Here is a 15,223-nt window from a genome sequence, read left to right as displayed (position 1 = left end):
GTCTGGTGCGGGAAAACTTAAGGGGCAATGGCTCCGATTTCTGTTCCCCGTGACCATGGGACTCAGAACCGCAAGCCGTACCAGCCAAACCCGATACCCCACGTGGTGCTATTGGGTGTGGCATTGGCTTTGGACACCGTGGCATCGAGGCCCAGGACATCCTGAATGAGCCAGTAGCGCATGCCGGCCGCCTGTGTGGGCGTGTAGTGGTTGTCACCGTTGATCTCGGCAAACAGCATCACCCGTTCATGAGGCGAATAGGTGAGCGCTGCGCCGAAGACGGTGGCATCCTCGCGGCCGATCCGATCGTGTGCATGCCCCAGATTCAGGTGCGTGCTCCATTGATCGTTCCAGGCGTGAGACGCGATGGCCAAGGCACTCCAGCCAGCGTAGTGGTGTTTGCCGTCGCCCGGGGCGCGTTCATGTGCGCTCGATAACTTGCCCCCGAAGCGCCAGCCCTGCCAGACCCAGCTTTCCGGTGCCCAGCGCAACGCCGATGCAATGGCGTGGACTTCGGTGCGGTGTTGAGAGGGGGCGTCCAGCTCTAGAACCAGTTCAAGGCCGTGGGGCAGCCCACAGGCCGGGGCCACGTGGTTGTGCTGAGATTCGGCGGCGTGGTCGATCCAAGCCTCAAGGTGGCATACACCTGGGTCTTCCACTGCCGCGTCTTCAGCCGTAAACGGGCGCGCGGCCCAACTGGCCTGACTGGCCAATAAAGCGCCTGCGATGCAAATAAAAATGCTTCTCATTTTGTATTCCTCGCAAGCATTGGGCATTCAAACTCGGAACACCGCCATAGACTGAGTCAATTTTCCAGCCTGTTCTTTCAAGCTGGCGGCCGCTGCGGCCGACTGTTCAACCAGGGCGGCGTTCTGCTGGGTCATCTGGTCGAGGCTTGTGACAGCCTGGTTGACCTGGTTGATCCCATGGCTTTGTTCGTTCGAAGCACTGGTGATCTCGCCGATGATGTCGGAGACTCGCTGTACGCTGCTGAGGATCTCTTGCATGGCGGCCCCAGCGTCGTGAACGAGGCGGGTACCCGATTCCACTTTTTCTCCCGAAGCGAGAATCAGTTGCTTGATTTCCTTGGCGGCCGAAGCGCTGCGCTGTGCCAGGCTGCGCACTTCTCCGGCGACCACGGCGAAGCCGCGTCCTTGTTCGCCGGCACGCGCGGCTTCAACGGCAGCATTGAGAGCCAGAATGTTGGTCTGGAATGCAATGCCGTCGATGACACTGATGATGTCGTTGATGCGCTTGCTGGTGCTGTCGATTTCGCCCATGTTGGCGACCACCTCGGACACGATGGCGTTGCCACGTTCGGCCGCCGTTGCGGCACCGCTGGCCAGCACATTGGCTTGGCTGGCCGAGTCTGCACTTTGCTGAACGGTTTCAGTCAACTGGTGCATAGACGACGCGGTTTCCTGCAGGCTCGAAGCGGTGCTTTCGGTCCGATTCGACAGATCCATGTTGCCGCTGGCGATTTCTGTGGAGGCAATCGAAATCGACTCTGCCGAGCGACGAACTTCTCCTACGATGGCCTTCAGCGACTCCTGCATGTCATTGAGTGCGGCAAGCAGCTCAGCAGGCTCGTCTTCCCCGATGACCTCAACTCTCTGGCCCAGATCGCCTCGTGCAATGCCCAAGGCCATCTGACGAGCTTGTTCAATGGGGCGGCAGATCGACACCTGGTTCAGGATGGTTGTTGGCGCCACCACCGCGATGGCCAGAACAACTGAAGCCACGAACCAAGCCATGGTCGCATTCAGGTTGTTGGCCTCGGCTTGTGCGGAGGTCTGCAACTCCTGGCTGACGATCTTGTCGACGCCTTCCAGTTGTTCGTCGAATTTGTTGGCCAATTTCGCGAAAGGAGCCATGCGCGACGCAGCGTCCTGAATGGTGATATCGCTTTGCGCCAACTGGCCACTCAGCGCCGATACGCCCTGACGGTATTCATCAAGCTGGGCCATGGCCGACTTCACCAGTGGGTTGTCTTCGTCCTCTTCGCCTTCCAGCATCTTGGCCGCGATGCTCTGGATGCGTGCAACATCGGCTTGCCAGAGCTTGTGGCTTGTGTCGACTTGGGCTGCATGGCCTGCATTGAGCACCATGTCCTTTTCGTGCATCCGCATCTGACCCACGGCTGCATGCAGCGTGGCCATGGTTTGCGCTTCGGTCGCGGCCTCTTGCCAAACGGCGACGGTCTGGTGGTTGACTCTCATGCCGACGACCCCAACGCCGCCAACCAGGACCAGCAGACTCAGGACGACACCGATGGCGCTGTACATGCGGGTCTGGATGGTGAACCCACGCATGATTCGAGAGAAATTCATGACGATCTTCCGGTAAAGCTGTGCTCGTGCACTCGATGCCCAAACCAGTCAGGACACCTTGACCCCTGGCGTTTCGGCATTTTCAAAGCCGACTTAAGGCGCACAACCGCAGTGAATCCCATGAAAAAAGCCCAGTTCGCATTTGCGAAGCTGGGCTTAACGGCGGCCACGCTATGTGGCCGGAATTCATTGAAAGCAGATCAGACGTTGAACAGGAAGTTCAGCACATCGCCGTCCTTCACCACGTATTCTTTGCCTTCTGCGCGCATCTTGCCGGCATCTTTGGCGCCAGCTTCACCCTTGTACTGGATGAAATCTTCATACGCAATGGTTTGGGCGCGGATGAAACCACGCTCGAAATCGGTGTGGATCACCCCGGCGGCTTGCGGTGCTGTGTCGCCAATGTGGATGGTCCAGGCGCGCACTTCCTTCACACCAGCGGTGAAGTAGGTTTGCAGGCCCAGCAGCTTGAACGCGGCGCGGATCAGGCGGTTCAGACCGGGTTCGTCCTGGCCCATCTCGGCCAGGAACATGGCGCGGTCTTCGTCTTCCATTTCAGCCAGTTCGGCCTCGGTCTTGGCGCAAATGGCCACGACTTCACCCTTTTGGGCTGCCGCATATTCTTTCAGGCGGTCAAGCAGTGGGTTGTTCTCAAACCCGGTTTCCGACACGTTCCCCACGAACATGGCCGGTTTCGCCGTGATCAGGCACAGGGGCTTGAGCAGGGCGAGTTCTTCCTTGCTGAAATCGATCGAGCGCACGGGCTTGGCTTCGTTCAAGGCGGCTTGGCACTTGTCGAGCACCTTCACCAGGGCCTGGGCTTCCTTGTCGCCAGCGCGCGCCGTCTTGTTGTAGCGCACCAGGCTCTTTTCCACTGTGCTCAGGTCGGCCAGACACAGTTCGGTCTGAATGACTTCGATGTCGGCAATCGGATCAACCTTACCCGACACGTGCACCACGTTGTCATCTTCGAAGCAGCGAACCACATTGACGATGGCATCGGTTTCGCGAATGTGCGAGAGGAACTGGTTGCCCAGACCTTCGCCTTTGGACGCGCCGGCCACGAGGCCCGCAATGTCCACAAACTCCACGATGGCGGGCAGGATGCGCTCGGGCTTGACGATCTCGGCCAGCTTGTCGAGGCGCGGATCGGGCACTTCCACCACGCCCACATTGGGTTCGATCGTGCAGAAGGGATAGTTCTCAGCCGCGATGCCGGCCTTGGTCAGGGCGTTGAAGAGGGTGGACTTGCCGACGTTGGGCAGACCCACGATGCCGCACTTGAGGCTCATGAAAATTCCTTATAAATCAAAGACTTCTGCACCATCGAACCCAATGTGGGCGTGGTGGAAGTGCCTGATCGGTGTGTATTCGGGCCGGGCGGACAAAACAACGACTCAAAGCCGTTTTGCGAACTTTTCGCAAAGTTTTGTTCCAGTTTTGTCCCGGTTTCTAGATGCCGATTGTAATGATCAGCGAGGCGCTTCTACTTAGAGAGCGAGCTACGGACGGTCGAATCCTTCGCGACCGCATGCTTTGCGGCTTTTGTGTGTGTTTGCGCGCGCGTCGTCGCACATTCATGGTGGCCACAAGCGTCGCTGGAAAGCAGTTCCGGATGACGCTTGGTCATTGGCCATTGATGAGCGTGGATGAGGCCAGGGTGGCAGCTATGGCTGTGCTGCGTGAATGCCGGGCAGGAAGGCGCCCCGTGACTTCTGTTCAGCGAACGCTGCCGACGCTTCGTGAGCTGCTGCCGGACTACTGCAAGGCCAAGAAAATCAAGGATTCCAGCAAGAGGCGTTATGAGTCCGTTCTTCGCGTCCACTTCACCGATTGGCAGGACCGTCTAGTCGATGTCATGAGCACACCGAAGTTTGGCGAGCACTGCAAGCAGCTGGGCCAAACTAAGGGCGCCGCAGTGGTTGAGTTGATTCGTGGCCTGATCGGAGCCCTGATTCGCTACATCAATGCCGTTTATGGATTGAAGCTGGCATCGCCGTTTGATCGGCTAGCCAGTGCTGGACTCTTGCCGGATCGAGCCAAGCCGAGGCCGAGGCTGCTTCAGGTTGAGTCTCTTCCTGTGTGGTTTGCAGCGCTGGACAGGCTGGAACAAAGACCTCGCGCCTATCTGCTTGTCACGCTGTTGACCGGGATGCGCAAGAACGAAGTTCGTGGACTCACACGTCGCGACGTAGACCTGCACGAACTCGTTTTAACGGCTCCTGAGACGAAAAACGGACGGTCACACTCCCTACCCATATCAGAGGTCCTACGATCACTTCTGGAGCCTCTATGTGCTTCTCTGAAGCCGACTGACCAAGTCTTTTCTGGAGTGAGTGCTGACCATGCTGCGCAGATGGCACAGCGTGCTGGTGCGCCTAAGTTCATGCTCCATGACCTGCGTAAGTTGTTGGCCACCACCGGCCAAAAGATGGGTGTTACCGACGCCGTGATGCGCCGCATCTTGAACCACACGCCACCCAGAACGGACGTCATGTATCGGCACTATGTGGAGCTGACGACCACAGACGTTGCGGACGGACTAAGTCGCATCCAAGGTCAGTTGCTCCATCTTTGCCGGATGAGAGATGACTGAGGCTTTTGGGCCAAAACTGCCTACACCTTTTTGTGCCCAATAATTTTTTGCCCTCTATACCTATTGGATCAAAACGCCATATAGGAGATGCGCAATGATTGAAAAAAACGAAGATGCCGCTCAACACTGTCCCAGTGAACTGCAGTTTGCTAGGCCAGATAACCAGGATGAACCTCTGGATCCAGATACGGAGGCTCTGTTGAGTCAGCTCTCTGACGAACCTACGGAACGCGATGCGCTGGCTGTTCGAGCGGCCCGCGCTTTGAGAACTTCAAAGCAATTCAACACTTTCCCTTGTTTGGATGTGAGTGAGATTCCCGTGGTTGATGATCTTTACGGGCGAATGAGTGTCTTGGTAGAAGATCTTGCGAAGCACGGCGATTACGCCGAGGTGCGTGCCGAATATTGCCGCCTGTCACTTCTTATGAACCTTGAAGGCGTCATGGCCCCAGCCTTCCGCCCGGCATTGTTTACAGGCAAAAAAAAAGGTGATGATGTTTTTAACAAAATCCATCGAGACCAGATCGTGATCGATTGTCACTGGTTGCACTCCACCAAACAAAGCATCGTCTTGCGCCCCAAGGACATCGAATACAAGCCGCTTTTTTGTCACGACAGGGCGTTTCCAATTGCTTTGGCATGGGACTTTGCCAAAGAGAAATGGAAATCTGATCACCGGGTGGTTGACATGTTGAGGTTGACGAGGCTGCAACAAATTCAGCTTCTGGCGCTTCGCGAATCGAAGTTGAAATGCCAAGTTGAAAGTATCGAGAAAGGATCCCGGAAGGATGGCCACTTTCGTCCAGCTCCGTTGTCTCTCTTCATTCAGGGCCTCAACGCTTGGTGTGAACGTGATCGCCGTATCTACGCTCACCGGCGTGGCTATGAAGCAGTTTGGCGCGCTGCGGTATACCTTGGCGCATCTGCATCGATGCGTCAGATCGGGGAACTGGCTTCCCTGATGCAAGGCCTGCCGCAATTGGATGACAAGACCATTCGATGCAAGCTGAAAAACATTCAGCGGCACATCTTGGATTACGTCGAAGGCTTGGGTGTGGCTAGCCCGCAGGCACTTCGCGGGGACTTCAAATCAGGCGGTGTGGAAAAAGGCTATTGAAATCAATCACTTGCTGATGCGCTGCGTGGCTCACTCCCGCCATAAGATGTAAGTCAGTAGTGAATAACTTTGAAAGTTGAAGGGCGAAGCCTTACGCCGCTGCTAACGCAGACGGCGTTGGGGAGCTTCGCTCCCCATTGATTTCTCTGTGTCTTTAGGACCCACGCCGGGAGAGAGACTTCGGCTCACCCCCATCGGTTCGGTGTTGAAGATGGCTGCGCAAGCGCAGCCATGACGTCATTGGATCCGCTTGCGTCAATATGATGACCGGACAGACGAGCTTTTGAAGCGGAGGATGACATGGAAGTGGATGTTGATATTGAGGACGACCTATTGGAAAAAGCCATGCTGTTTGTTGCCCAAAGCACATCGTTGGATCAATTGATTGAGATGGCTCTGGCTACATTCATTGAGAGCCGTTCAACTCGCCAGATGACTGCGGCCGAGTCGGCCGCGAAACGGGATGAGTAACCGGGTGAGGTAGACGGACGGTGGTCCCACACAGTATGCGCGAACAGCGCCTTGCTACTAGGGGTGCTAGCTAGCCTAGCTAGCCTAGCTAGCCTAGATAGCCTAGATAGCCTAGATAGCCTAGATAGCCTAGATAGCCTAGATAGCCTAGATAGCCTAGATAGCCTAGATAGCCTAGATAGCCTAGATAGCCTAGATAGCCTAGATAGCCTAGATAGCCTAGATAGTGAGGCGTAACATTAATTGGATGGTTAGGTCGAGTGGAGCCTTGTATAAGAGTCTCGGTGGTAGAGGCTATTCAAAGAACAGAGTAGGTTGTCCGCAGTGATCTCTTATAAAAGCTCTAAGAAAGTTGAGCTGTAAGAGTTTTTTAAGGCGGAAATCACTCAACTTACATACAACTTATTTCAACCAAAATCTCCGCCTGTATAAGAGCCTCGTGGCCTTCATCCAGTTGAATAACGGGCACCCCTAATCAGTCTTGAATCCACCTAGGACGTCGCTCCATCGGCGTCAAGCCCGGTATGGCAGTCCTCGCCAAAACAACATGTTGCTGTGCGTTGCAAGCGGCGAGCTCCTATGCTTGTTCACATATTGAACGGTGGTTCTGAAATGTGAACAAAAGGGTGGGGGTATGGAAAAGCAGTTCGTTTGTTATTACCGGGTAAGCACTCAACGGCAAGGGCAATCCGGTTTGGGGTTGGATGCGCAGCGTGAGGTGGTGTGCCGATACCTCTCGGAAGGCCGTAGAACGGCTTTGGCTGAGTTTGTTGAGGTTGAGACAGGGAAGGGTGCCGACGCCCTTCAGAAACGTCCTGAGCTGCGTAAGGCGCTGGATCTGTGTAGGCGGCAGGGGGCCACGTTGCTGATTGCCAAACTGGACCGCTTGGCCCGCAACGTGCATTTCGTATCGGGCTTGATTGAGACAGGTGTCGACTTCGTCGCGGCTGACATGCCCCAAGCCAACAAGGTCATGATCCAGATGCACGCGGTCATGTCGGAGTGGGAGCGTGACCAGATCAGCGAGCGAACCAAGGCAGCGTTGGCTGCGGCCAAGGCTCGGGGTGTCGTGTTGGGTGTGTCTGGTCCAAAGAACTTGCGTCCACACCTTGATGCACGTGCCGCAGACGCCTTGGCTTTTGCTGCGCGCTTGAAGCCTTTGGTCGTGGGGATGTCACAGCAAGGCCTGACGAGACGCGGGATGGTGTCGCACCTGAATGAGCTTGGCATCAAGGCTCCGCGCGGTGGATGCTGGTCACTTTGTCAAGTCCAGCGTTTGGTTGAACGTGCTTTTTGTTCGTAATCAGATGGACTTTGTGATGGCTAGTCGCACTAAAAATGCCAAGCCTGTGTCAGGGGTCTACGCGATCCGGTGCCTGGCGAATGGAAAGATCTACGTTGGTTCATCTGCAGACCTAAATAAGCGCATCGGAGAGCACAAAGCACGCCTCCGTGCAGGGGATCATTTCCACCTTCCTCGCTTGCAGCAGGACTGGGTTGCCTTTGGTGCCGGTGCATTCGTTTTCTATGAACAGCCAGTGAAAGGCAGCGTGGCAACCCGCCGTCGGTTTGAGCGAATGCTCATCTTGGCCTGGGATGCATTGGAGCATCTGAATGGATACAACAAGATGGTCGGTGGCCGTTGGGGGCCAGAGGCATCCATTCGCAACACCGAGGACAAGCTGGTTCGCTACCGTAAGTTCTGTCGTTTGCCTTCCAGTGAACGGGAAAAGCCCATGGTGCGCGACTACGTGAGCACATTTGTCAGAAACCAACGCGGAAGTGCCAATCCTCAGGAGTGCATTTGAGGCGTTGATGATTTGGCTTTGATCTTGAAGTGTCGGTGTGCCTGCCAAGCCGCCATTCCAGTAGACCTTGGTTAAGCAGTCGGGCGATATCCGTCACGTTTGCGACCTCTGCAGATCGGTAGCCATGCAATGGCCTAGGCGGAGTGGAGAGCCGTTGTCAACGCTGTCAAAGTAAATTCTTGGCTCTGAGCGGACAGTGTGTCTGTGATGGCTGCCTTGTAAGGCTGAACATTCCGCTGTTAACCCCTTATATTTACCTGATAAAAGCCAACGTGAATGTGTCCAGGCGTTGATGAAGGAATAAGCAATCAGGGGCGTGCATGAGTCTCAACAATACAGGTTTTCGGATAGTCATCAGCCGTAACGACGTGCAGCCATGGGTTGACGAAGTAAACAAGGCAGCGGATAGCGATAAGGACTCACTGGGCTTTTTCCCCAGCGCGGTCTATCGAGAGTTCGCAAACAAAGAGCAGTTACTGGTAGCGCTTATCCACTCAGCCTCAGATAACACCGAAGCCTACGCCGGACATTTGCTCTTTAGCGCAAGCGCCCCAAAGGCAACTGTCCGACAGTTGTTCGTGCTGCCTACGCAAAGATCTGCAGGTGTAGGGCGAGCACTCGTTGATGCCCTCAAAAGGCACTTGGCCGATCTGAACTACATCTCCATCTACGCAAGAGTGGCTGACGACTTGCGTGGCGCAAACGTCTTTTGGGAGAGTCAAGGTTTCTATACACAGAGAGTCACCCAGGGCGGTATTGCACGAAAGCGAATGCTTCATGTTCGCGCTCACGAGCTCCCCACTTTGCAACTGTTTGCGACCAGCGGCATCGATAGTGCGAACCCTCTTGGATTGACGTTCAATGACGTCGAAGGGGCGCCGCAATACCTTCTTGACCTCAACGTTCTTTTCGATCTAGGTCCAAGGCGACCGAGACACGAAAGCGCGGTGTCCATTTTTAAAGCTGAGAGGATCCAGGCGTGTTCACTGGCTGTTAGCACGGAAATCGATGTTGAACTTAAGCGGCATGCTTACGCTGGCAAGACTGATCCCATGCAAGCGCTTGCAGGCACGCTCCCAAAATTCCCTATCCCGGATCAAAGCTTTTTAGATGATCTTCTCCCGCGCTTGGCTTTGATAGTTTTTCCTGAGAGAGCCTCGGGTAACAGGCTAACCTCTAACGATAAATCAGACCTGCGTCACCTTGCTACGGCCATCTACCACAAGCTGCCGGGGCTTGTCACCAATGAGCGACGGATTCAAGATTGCTCGCCTCAGTTGCGTAAGCAGTTTGGCATTGAGGCGATCTCTCCTGAGGCCTTTCAAATATCGGAGGAGGACCGTGGAGCCGCTTCTGCTCTCGAGTCGTCTGATGCTCATCTGATTACCCTTGAAAGCGCCACGGTAGAGGATGAGCGTGAAATCCAATCATTGTTGACGGATGTTGGTATACCAAAGTCAGAGCAAGCTGGCCCTTGGGCGGCATTCGGGGGAGATAGTTCCGTGGTCGCTAGAATGGTGACCCGCTGCGACGGGGCGCTACTTGGCTACATGTCCTGGACTCGGAGCATCTCCTCGGATCAGATCTGGGCGCATATAGCGTCATCAGAGAAAAGCGAGGGCGGTGCAGACGGCATTCGCGCGATGCTCATACACCTGCAAGCTCAGCCGGCTGACGAACACATAACACGCATTCGGCTTATCTGCGCCGACAAACAAGTGTCGGTTAAAGAGCTTGCGGTGGGATTTGGCTATACACAGTCAGCAAGTCGCCCCAACGAGATGCAGAAGATCGTGGTTCGACGTTTGATAACGCCGTCAAACTGGGAGCAGGTAAGGCATGACTTGAACTTGGCGTGCGACATTCTGTTGCCTGACTGTCCTAGAAGCTACCGAGGCCCCGAACAGGAGCTACCGGTCAAACGAGTAGATGGTGAGCAAGCGCATATCTCCTTAACGCGTCTCGAATCGCTCCTGGCTCCGGCTCTGTTTTGTCTTCCCGGTCGATCCGGAGTGCTTGTTCCTATACTGCGTCCATTCGCCGAGCAGCTATTTCATGATTCTCCCCAAGGCTCATTGCTCCCGATGAACAAGGCACAACTTGCGCCTCAGCGACAATACATAAGCGACTCTCGCACGCTACGGAAATTTGCCCAAGGCGATCTGATTTTTTTCTACGAATCAGGAAAGCGAAGAGGAAGAGGGGCGGTGATCGCAGTAGGCCGCGTGACTAGCTGCTACGTGCTGCAGGCGACAGAGGCAAGTGAAGAGGACGTAGCCGGATCTGTGCTTTCGATCCGCGAACTTAATGCGATTGGCACATCAAAGACTAAGACAATCACGGCCTTCGACAACTTGATCAGACTCTCACATCCAGTGAGCCAACTCGCGCTCAAAGAAATAGGATGTGGGGAGGCTCATCAGTTGATTTCAACGCAGAGACTTTCTTCTGACCAAGTTCAGGCGATTATCGGTAAAGGCATTCATGGACAACAGCAACCAGCTTCTCATTTCGCTTGAAGAAAGGCATGCGAACAACATCCTCTCTGGTAAGAAGACAGTTGAGTTACGCCGCCGAAAGATGCATGTTGAAGAAGGAGCCATTGTTTGGCTCTACGTTAAGACACCGATTGCCGCTGTCGTCGGGTATGCCGAAGTGAGCGACCATCAATACGCCGCGCCGTCCACGATTTGGAGGAAGCTGGGCGGAGTGACTGGGCTGCACTACAAAGAGTTCAAATCTTATTTTGCTGATTCCACCAAGGCGTTCGCGTTAGGTTTGAAGAACCCACGAGCATTGGAAACGCCCATAAAACTGACTGAGTTGAGAGAACTGTCTCAAAACTTTCAGCCGCCTCAGTTTTACTTGAAAGTATTGATGAAGTCGCCATTACAGCGGTTACTGGCAAAGAGCATCACCTCTAAAGCGCGCTTGAAGAAGCACGCAATTCAAGAAGAGCTAGCAATGTAAACGGAGCATAAGACACGCGCAAAAATGACCCTCGCGGGGCCTCGTTATATCGCCTAGTGCCGATTGCAAATCGTGCTCGTCAATGAGCAGTCGATCCCAATTTCTGAATAGCCATAGAGGACAAAACGCTATTAGATAGCTTGGATTTGTTCTTCGCGTAGAACGAACCGCAGATATCTAGAAGAGCAGGATCTAGCAGGGGTGCTCTCTCAACACGCATGGTATGGAAAAGCAACTTTCGCCCATCAAAATGAACGGCGAAAAAGCGTCGAGTCGTCTGGCCGTTGCACGCAAGCAGATCCAGAAGCACGTCACCGTCTACCTTCATACGGCTGAGCGTGCTTTCTAAGCTATGAAAATACTCTTCCGGCCGCGTTGAGTCGAGCGAAAAGCTGACCGCTTGAAAGCGACCTGCTTTTACTGCTTTGACTTCAAACGGCTTGGCCATGTTATTGCTTTACGGAATGTTTGAGTAGGCTTTTTCGATCACATACAGAGCGCTATCCACGATTCCGATAGCTTCGCTTTGCTTCTCAATAATTCTCGTCATCGGAACAAAGCTGTCAACATGCATTAGGCTGTTTCTATGTTTGCTGAAGTTGGCATAGAGTAGTTCAATTGATGCCGACGTAGCTGTGCAGCTCAGCGCTGCTTGCACAGACGGTTTCAGATTTCTGTTGCTGTCGAACTGATCGCCAATGTTCAGCTTCGTGCCGAGACTATAGCCCCGAGACGCAAATAAGTGCTTGATGCAGCCCTCAAGCCCCCTTAAGGCGGGGAATGCAACCAGGCTGTAATCTGGCAAATCTATGGAAATTTTTTGAACTGCGAGAGCCGGCGCGAGGATGAACTTCAATGTCTCATCCATTCGCTTACATGCTGATGGTAGTCTCTGTTCTAGCTCGCGTAACAGCCCCGTGCTGTCTATTGATGTGATCTCTACAGTGGCCAGCTGAGCGTCGATGAGCTCCTTCTTCTCTGATGAGATGTAGCTTAGGCAATCAACCACTTTGCTGTAGGCGTTGTGAGGACGCCCTTGCATGAGAAATTTGCCAGTGTTGTAGCGATGAACGTAAACGCAATCAGTTCCACTGCTTGTCACTTTGTAGCGCTCACCATGGGCGAGCGCCTCTGCCGATAGGGTTAAACCGTCAGCAGCCAGGGCCTCTCTAAGATAGTCCCAATCTTCCTTAGAAATAAATTTCAGCGCGAGCGGTTTAGGGTCAAACTGAATTTTTGCTGCTGTTTGGCGAACGTGTTCGGCGATGGACAACGACAACGCTTGATTTTTCCCGACCTTGTATTGAAGCGTGGTCCGACCATCTCCTCTCAGATAAACCATGAGTAGAGCGACTGCGCCATCCTGATGTTCGATTTCGTATGTTTGTCCCCTCCCGTCAAGGGTGGATGTAGGGCCATTGACACTTTTTACTCCAGGAAAGCCTCTAATGGCCCCTTCGATCTTGTTGACATCCAGCAGTAAAGCGTTGAACTCTGACATCTTTTTTTGCCCTGACCCAACTATTGGGGATGCATAAATATTGCGTTTCAGGGTGAATTGTCATTCACGATTTACTTAGTTCAATACTGGCCGCGTGCGGCAGAGATGCATGTTGTCCATCGTGAACGAGGAATTCGGACAGTTAGGTCAATCGGTCACAATTTCGGAAGCCCAAAACTTGGGCGTGGTCACCGCTGACAGCAATACGTCATCGATTCATGGCGGGCCTCAAGGATGTCGCGGCCTTCTGCTTCCATCGCAGATGTAGACTTACCTGAGTCGTTTTTGTCTCAGTCTTGCTTTGGAAATGCTTGTGAAAGCACGTAAGTGACTGATTTAAAAGGAACTTTTGGCCTTAGCCCTTGAAGGGATAGTTCTCAGCCGCGATGCCGGCCTTGGTCAGGGCGTTGAAGAGGGTGGACTTGCCGACGTTGGGCAGACCCACGATGCCGCACTTGAGGCTCATGGATGTTCCTGAGGGGGTTGGATTCAAAACCCGGCATTTTACGCCCCCCCTGGCTTACCCGGTTCGGGTGTGTCTCTCAAAGGTGCGTGCACCGCCCATTGCGCCAGTTCGCGCAGCAATTGTTGTCGGTTCACGGGCTTGGTCAGGATGGCGTTCATGCCAGCCTGCAGGCACTGTTGTCGGTCTTGCGGGAAGGCGTTGGCGGTCAATCCCACCACCGGCACATCGCGTGACAGCTCACCGGCTTCACCGTTTCTCAGGTGTCGTGTGGCCTCCAGCCCGTCCATGTCGGGCATTTGCCAGTCCATCAGCACCACCGAGGGGCGGTGAGACTTCAGAAATGCCAGGGCAGCCGCGCCAGATGCGACGGTGTGGACCAAGGCACCCGCCTGTGTCAGGACGTCGCTGGCGAGCATGCAATTGAGCTCATCGTCATCGGCCACCAGCACCGTGTGGCCACGCAAGGTGGTCAGCGTTGCCTCGCTGGAGGGCGATGAGGGGGGGGCGCATGACGCAACTTCCGGCAGGGGCAAGTCAATGTCGATCCGAGTACCCAGCCCAGGTGTGCTGCGCAAGCTCAGGTGGCCGCCCATCAGCGCCACCAGTTCTTTGGTAATGGTCAACCCCAGGCCCACGCCCGAGTTCTTGCGTGTGCTGGCGCTGTCGATCTGGTAAAACGCCTCGAATACCTTGCCTTGGTGGGCTTGATCCATTCCGGGGCCGGTGTCGATGACACTGAATCGCACCCATTGGCTGGTTGGCTCCGATCTGGTGTTCTCGTCGCCTTCCGGTGTGGGGCCAATCGACACGGCCACATGGCCTTGCTGGGTGAACTTGCTGGCGTTGCCCAGCAAGTTGATCAGAATCTGAGTCAGGCGCAACTCGTCACCCATGCGGGTGCGGGCAAAGTGCTCGGGCAGTCCCGTTAGCAAGCGCAGGCCTTTGGCCTCGATCATGGGTTTGACGGCATCGCACGCCTTTCGCATGACCTGCTCCAGATCGACAACCTGGACCTGGGGTGTCAATTGGCCTGATTCGATGCGCGAGAGGTCGAGAATCTGGTCAATCAGGCTGAGCAGGTGGTGCCCACTGGTCTGGATTGTGTCCAGCAGTCTCTTGTCTCGAGCCTCATCGGGCGGCAGTCCTTCTCGGTCAGAAAGCAAATCAGCCGAGACCAGCATGGCATGCAGCGGCGTGCGCAGTTCATGGCTCATGACGGCAAGAAAACGACTTTTCGCCTGTGAGGCTGCCTCAGCCGCTTCTTTGGCCTGTGCCAGCTCATCGGTGCGATCTTGAACCCAGAGCTCCAGCGCTTGTCGGGCGTCTTGCGTGCCGTCCTCACGTCCAGCCACGATCAGGCCAATGCCGTTCTTCAGTCGGTCCACGCTGGTCAGGCAAAGCAGGAAGGTCAACTGCATCAAGGCGCCATTGATCATGAACGACTTCATGGCGTCTCGCCAGGCGGGGTCACCGTGAATCGACTCCAGCAAGGCCGCAGGCAACGCGACCAGCACCAACAGACCCAGCGACAGGGCCACGGCCCAACGCCAGGGAAAGGCCAGTTGAAACGCCAGGGCGATCACCGGCATCCACATCAGGTTGTTGACCAGAAAGTAGGGCGAAGGGGTGCTTGTCCCCATGAACAGCACGCTGACCGAACTGGCGACGAAGTAGGCCGCAAATGTGAAGACCCCAATTCTCTGGGTGGTCACCATGGCGTCGGGGTAGCGCTTCAGGCCGGCATACAGCCCAAGCATGACCAGTGCAAACAGCGGCTGCGCCCAGCGATCATGCGGGGCAGCCACTTCGAAGAGACCTTCGAATATCCACATCGCCATGGTGGCCACTGAGGCGATCAGGTACAAGCGCAACAGCGTTTTGCGCTCGATCAGCGACAGATATCGCTGGTGGCTGGCGGTGGTGCCCATGATGGCTGGCTCATTTCGGTGTAACGACACAAAACC

The 15,223-nt window shown here is 55.0% G+C and carries 13 protein-coding genes and 2 pseudogenes; 8 read left to right on the top strand and 7 right to left on the bottom strand.

Annotated elements, in window-relative coordinates; all coding sequences use genetic code 11:
- Positions 1 to 62: 62 nt before the first annotated feature.
- The 3 genes from VFW72_RS12825 to ychF all read right to left on the bottom strand — a co-directional run bounded on the left by VFW72_RS12825 (position 63) and on the right by ychF (position 3,622).
- Positions 63 to 749, bottom strand: a complete 687-nt coding sequence (locus VFW72_RS12825) for a hypothetical protein (protein ID WP_329674686.1) — start codon at positions 747 to 749, stop codon at positions 63 to 65.
- Between the two features lie 27 nt (positions 750 to 776).
- The gene (locus VFW72_RS12820) at positions 777 to 2,330 is read right to left on the bottom strand and encodes a methyl-accepting chemotaxis protein (RefSeq protein ID WP_329674685.1); all 1,554 of its coding nucleotides are present in this window, start codon (positions 2,328 to 2,330) and stop codon (positions 777 to 779) included.
- Positions 2,331 to 2,530: 200 nt separating this feature from the next.
- Positions 2,531 to 3,622 carry a redox-regulated ATPase YchF gene (gene ychF, locus VFW72_RS12815; RefSeq protein WP_329674684.1) on the bottom strand — a complete coding sequence of 364 codons (1,092 nt, stop codon included), beginning with the start codon at positions 3,620 to 3,622 and terminating at the stop codon, positions 2,531 to 2,533.
- Between the two features lie 164 nt (positions 3,623 to 3,786).
- On the opposite strand from ychF, the pseudogene VFW72_RS15920 reads away from it, so the two are divergent.
- From VFW72_RS15920 to VFW72_RS12780, 8 genes and pseudogenes are all read left to right on the top strand, one after another.
- A pseudogene (locus tag VFW72_RS15920) lies at positions 3,787 to 4,038 on the top strand (integrase arm-type DNA-binding domain-containing protein); the annotation flags it as partial.
- Positions 4,039 to 4,926 (top strand): tyrosine-type recombinase/integrase, encoded by an 888-nt coding sequence (locus tag VFW72_RS12810; protein WP_329674683.1) that lies wholly within the window; start codon positions 4,039 to 4,041, stop codon positions 4,924 to 4,926. It abuts the pseudogene before it with no gap.
- Positions 4,927 to 5,020: 94 nt separating this feature from the next.
- Positions 5,021 to 6,043 carry a hypothetical protein gene (locus tag VFW72_RS12805; protein WP_329674682.1) on the top strand — a complete coding sequence of 341 codons (1,023 nt, stop codon included), beginning with the start codon at positions 5,021 to 5,023 and terminating at the stop codon, positions 6,041 to 6,043.
- A gap of 300 nt (positions 6,044 to 6,343) precedes the next feature.
- Positions 6,344 to 6,514 (top strand): hypothetical protein, encoded by a 171-nt coding sequence (locus tag VFW72_RS12800; RefSeq protein ID WP_329674681.1) that lies wholly within the window; start codon positions 6,344 to 6,346, stop codon positions 6,512 to 6,514.
- Between the two features lie 634 nt (positions 6,515 to 7,148).
- Positions 7,149 to 7,817, top strand: coding sequence for a recombinase family protein (locus VFW72_RS12795; RefSeq protein WP_329674680.1), 669 nt, complete (start codon positions 7,149 to 7,151; stop codon positions 7,815 to 7,817).
- Entirely contained in the window at positions 7,801 to 8,322 is a 522-nt protein-coding gene (locus tag VFW72_RS12790; RefSeq protein WP_329674729.1) for a GIY-YIG nuclease family protein, read from the top strand. The genes VFW72_RS12795 and VFW72_RS12790 overlap by 17 nt, the downstream gene beginning before the upstream one ends.
- 320 nt (positions 8,323 to 8,642) lie before the next feature.
- Positions 8,643 to 10,841 (top strand): GNAT family N-acetyltransferase, encoded by a 2,199-nt coding sequence (locus VFW72_RS12785; RefSeq protein WP_329674679.1) that lies wholly within the window; start codon positions 8,643 to 8,645, stop codon positions 10,839 to 10,841.
- Entirely contained in the window at positions 10,807 to 11,292 is a 486-nt protein-coding gene (locus VFW72_RS12780) for a hypothetical protein (RefSeq protein ID WP_329674678.1), read from the top strand. The genes VFW72_RS12785 and VFW72_RS12780 overlap by 35 nt, the downstream gene beginning before the upstream one ends.
- 79 nt (positions 11,293 to 11,371) lie before the next feature.
- Here the strand turns inward: VFW72_RS12780 and VFW72_RS12775 are convergent, their stop codons facing one another.
- The 4 genes and pseudogenes from VFW72_RS12775 to VFW72_RS12760 all read right to left on the bottom strand — a co-directional run bounded on the left by VFW72_RS12775 (position 11,372) and on the right by VFW72_RS12760 (position 15,187).
- The gene (locus tag VFW72_RS12775) at positions 11,372 to 11,740 is read right to left on the bottom strand and encodes a type II toxin-antitoxin system RnlB family antitoxin (RefSeq protein WP_329674677.1); all 369 of its coding nucleotides are present in this window, start codon (positions 11,738 to 11,740) and stop codon (positions 11,372 to 11,374) included.
- A 9-nt stretch (positions 11,741 to 11,749) separates the two neighbouring features.
- Entirely contained in the window at positions 11,750 to 12,793 is a 1,044-nt protein-coding gene (locus VFW72_RS12770; protein WP_329674676.1) for an RNase LS family HEPN domain-containing protein, read from the bottom strand.
- Positions 12,794 to 13,157: 364 nt separating this feature from the next.
- Positions 13,158 to 13,259 (bottom strand): annotated as a pseudogene (locus VFW72_RS12765) (GTPase); the annotation flags it as partial.
- 38 nt (positions 13,260 to 13,297) lie between these two features.
- Positions 13,298 to 15,187 carry an ATP-binding protein gene (locus tag VFW72_RS12760; RefSeq protein WP_329674675.1) on the bottom strand — a complete coding sequence of 630 codons (1,890 nt, stop codon included), beginning with the start codon at positions 15,185 to 15,187 and terminating at the stop codon, positions 13,298 to 13,300.
- Between the last annotated feature and the right edge of the window lie 36 nt (positions 15,188 to 15,223).

The organism is Aquabacterium sp. (assembly GCF_036273115.1).
Taxonomy (GTDB): domain Bacteria; phylum Pseudomonadota; class Gammaproteobacteria; order Burkholderiales; family Burkholderiaceae_C; genus Aquabacterium.
Note: the sequence above shows the minus strand (reverse complement) of the source record. Positions and strands in the feature narration are given on the sequence as shown.

Coding starts and splice junctions, on each gene's coding strand:
- VFW72_RS12770 (WP_329674676.1), bottom strand. CDS start 12,793: ATGTCAGAGTTCAACGCTTTACTGCTGGATGTCAACAAGATCGAAGGG.
- VFW72_RS12775 (WP_329674677.1), bottom strand. CDS start 11,740: ATGGCCAAGCCGTTTGAAGTCAAAGCAGTAAAAGCAGGTCGCTTTCAA.
- VFW72_RS12820 (WP_329674685.1), bottom strand. CDS start 2,330: ATGAATTTCTCTCGAATCATGCGTGGGTTCACCATCCAGACCCGCATG.
- VFW72_RS12780 (WP_329674678.1), top strand. CDS start 10,807: ATGGACAACAGCAACCAGCTTCTCATTTCGCTTGAAGAAAGGCATGCG.
- VFW72_RS12760 (WP_329674675.1), bottom strand. CDS start 15,187: ATGGGCACCACCGCCAGCCACCAGCGATATCTGTCGCTGATCGAGCGC.
- VFW72_RS12800 (WP_329674681.1), top strand. CDS start 6,344: ATGGAAGTGGATGTTGATATTGAGGACGACCTATTGGAAAAAGCCATG.
- VFW72_RS12805 (WP_329674682.1), top strand. CDS start 5,021: ATGATTGAAAAAAACGAAGATGCCGCTCAACACTGTCCCAGTGAACTG.
- VFW72_RS12825 (WP_329674686.1), bottom strand. CDS start 749: ATGAGAAGCATTTTTATTTGCATCGCAGGCGCTTTATTGGCCAGTCAG.
- ychF (WP_329674684.1), bottom strand. CDS start 3,622: ATGAGCCTCAAGTGCGGCATCGTGGGTCTGCCCAACGTCGGCAAGTCC.
- VFW72_RS12795 (WP_329674680.1), top strand. CDS start 7,149: ATGGAAAAGCAGTTCGTTTGTTATTACCGGGTAAGCACTCAACGGCAA.
- VFW72_RS12785 (WP_329674679.1), top strand. CDS start 8,643: ATGAGTCTCAACAATACAGGTTTTCGGATAGTCATCAGCCGTAACGAC.